The sequence below is a fragment of the Mesorhizobium sp. LHD-90 genome (genome assembly GCF_030929505.1).
Classification (GTDB): Bacteria; Pseudomonadota; Alphaproteobacteria; order Rhizobiales; family Rhizobiaceae; genus Kumtagia.
On record NZ_JAVFVV010000052.1, the window covers coordinates 1 to 2355 of the forward strand.

Consider the following 2355-nt stretch of genomic DNA (forward strand, 5'->3'; position numbering starts at 1 on the left):
TGCCGAGTTGCCCGTTTGGATGCATCGATACAATTGGCATCGCCCACACGGCAGCCTAAAATCCAAAACACCCATCAGTCGCCTCGGATTGTCCGGGGACAACCTGTTGAGGCTCCACAGCTAGCCCTCTCGGGGCTGGAAAAAGGGTATACTCCTTCGAAATTGACACCGGTTGAGGCCGAAAGCGAGCTATCTGATCGTCGACGATCTCTATCCCTAGAGATCGCGCTTTGGCGAGATTTCCAGAGCCGGCGAGGTTTGACAAAAGACGCCTACGCCATTGGTGATCAGTCGTTGGTTTGACAGGTTGATCTGATGCAACCCTCTGTTTGTAAAGAGATACAATGGGACTCTGACTCCGTTAGTCCTGGTTCGAATCCAGGTTCCCCAGCCATTTCATTTTGCTACGCTTTCTGGATTTGATGGCACCCCCAGATTCGGGGGATTGACAGCCAGTTTAGCCCGGTTTGACAATTTATGTCCGCCGTTTGTTCACTGAGACCCAACTTTGAGTGGCGACCCAGAGGGGAGAAATGCCGCATCCTGGGTAGTACTCAAACGAAAGATGCCCAGGGCTTGCGACCTGAGCATCCGTTAAAGCTTTGACGCGAGGCGTCGTCTGCGCCGAAATTTTTATTTCCAACCGGCGTTGACCCGATCACTGTCCTCAAACGCGACCCGGGCCAGTTCCGTGTGCGACAGCCGATTGCCCATAACATAGTTGAGATTTTCGCACGGTTTGATCAAGGCGTGATCATCGAGGCCCCTCTGGCGCAGAGAGATGCCGACGCGCTGAATGAATTGGCGCGCCTTCCTACGCCGTGCACTTTCCAGCTCGGCCTGAAAGGCAGTACGAACCTCCTCTCGACCATTGAAAAGTTCGATCAAGCCCGTGGGCAATGGAATGATTTCCGGAGAATGATGCGTGACCGTACCAGACGGCTCGACCGTCACGCATGCGCGCCAAAAGGACCGCAAGCCGTCGACGCCAACTTCGGATGGAGGTATCATGACGAAATCGCCCTCACCACGGATCGTCAATCCCTCGCACATGAACGTATGCCTAGAGAATTTGCCCGCACTGCCGTTGTAGCGGAAGAAGACTTGGATGCGCCGCCGACCGACCATCGCGATCGGGGGGGTAGGGCCATCGCCAATCACCGCAGCAATGGCCTCTAACGCTTCAATGCCGCCGTTGATTGCGTCAAATTCAAGCACGAGTGTGTTAAACCGCGCACCAGTAGCTGCTGCAATGTTGAAATCCGGATGTTCATCCCAACATTCCACGATCTCGCCGGCATCAGCAGTTGCCGTCTGTGCACGGGCCCTCATCAAGGTCAGAGCAAAATCCGAGTCGGGTTTCCAACCCCTCTTAATTCCAAACAGATGGAGGCCATGTTCCTCTGCCAGTTTCACCGCTTCGATTTGCATGTTCAATCTGAGACTATCTCCATTGGTCGATGTCCCCTAATTGGTTGGAGCCCTGTCCTTTTGCGAGGTCGAAAAGCCCTATGTCTCATAGACTTAGGGGGATTTTCGAAGCGCGTCTTTGGTTGACGTCTGCGGGGCAGGCTGCAAGGGGGGCGAGCCGAGAGAATGGTGGGGGAAGCGTTTGGTGAAGCTGAGCGCGGAGACGTGTCCGTCTCGCCGCGCGACGGCAAGGTCGTAGGATGGGGCGGCAAGCTCGCCGATCATGCCGATTTCGTACGCCGCCACCTGGTCGAGAGGGCGAAGCGCTGCTCGACGGACTGTACGCAGACTGCAGGCGCAGGGTGTCGTGGCGCATCGCTCCAGCGGGGCGCGGCTACTTCACCGACTGGGCCTCAGCCACAAGGAAGAGGCTTCGGGCGAGTGACTAACATTTTTCCCGATGTTCGGCAGGCGTGCGAGCTTTGGTGGAGCGGAGAAAGCCCGTCTTCGACAAAGCGATCACACGACCCATCATCGTCGGTGAGGTCTCGACCAACTTGCGGCCGACCAAGCGGATTGGCTGGGCGCCCGGGGACGAACGATGGCATACAGCGGCGAAGTTCTGCGGCTGGCAGACGCAAATCTGCATCGCCGGCCTCAACTGCCATTCCATCATTGCGCCTTGGATCGTCGGTAGTGAGCCAGCACGGCCCGTTCGGCGACCTTTCCGGCCCCACACAAACGCCAAAACTCTTAAGAGCTGCGGGAAATGATGCCGACTAAACACGCCTTAGACCCGTGTCCGGCGTCGGGCAGTGGTGGCAGTGGTCGTGTCCCACCGATTGGTGTAGCTCGACGGTAGCGGCGTCGCTCGGGAGCGCGCCTTCAACAGCGCTGTAGCGAGCGAGCGGCGGTGCGGGTGGTCATCGATGTTCTTCGGTAAGG

Annotated in this window: 1 protein-coding gene and 1 pseudogene; one reads left to right on the forward strand and one right to left on the reverse strand. The window is 57.4% G+C overall.

Annotated elements, in window-relative coordinates:
• Positions 1–124 (forward strand): annotated as a pseudogene (locus RB623_RS30225) (IS481 family transposase); the annotation flags it as partial.
• A gap of 509 nt (positions 125–633) precedes the next feature.
• On the opposite strand, the gene RB623_RS30230 reads toward RB623_RS30225, so the two are convergent.
• The gene (locus RB623_RS30230) at positions 634–1431 is read right to left on the reverse strand and encodes a bifunctional DNA primase/polymerase (protein ID WP_308060976.1); all 798 of its coding nucleotides are present in this window, start codon (positions 1429–1431) and stop codon (positions 634–636) included.
• Positions 1432–2355: the final 924 nt, after the last annotated feature.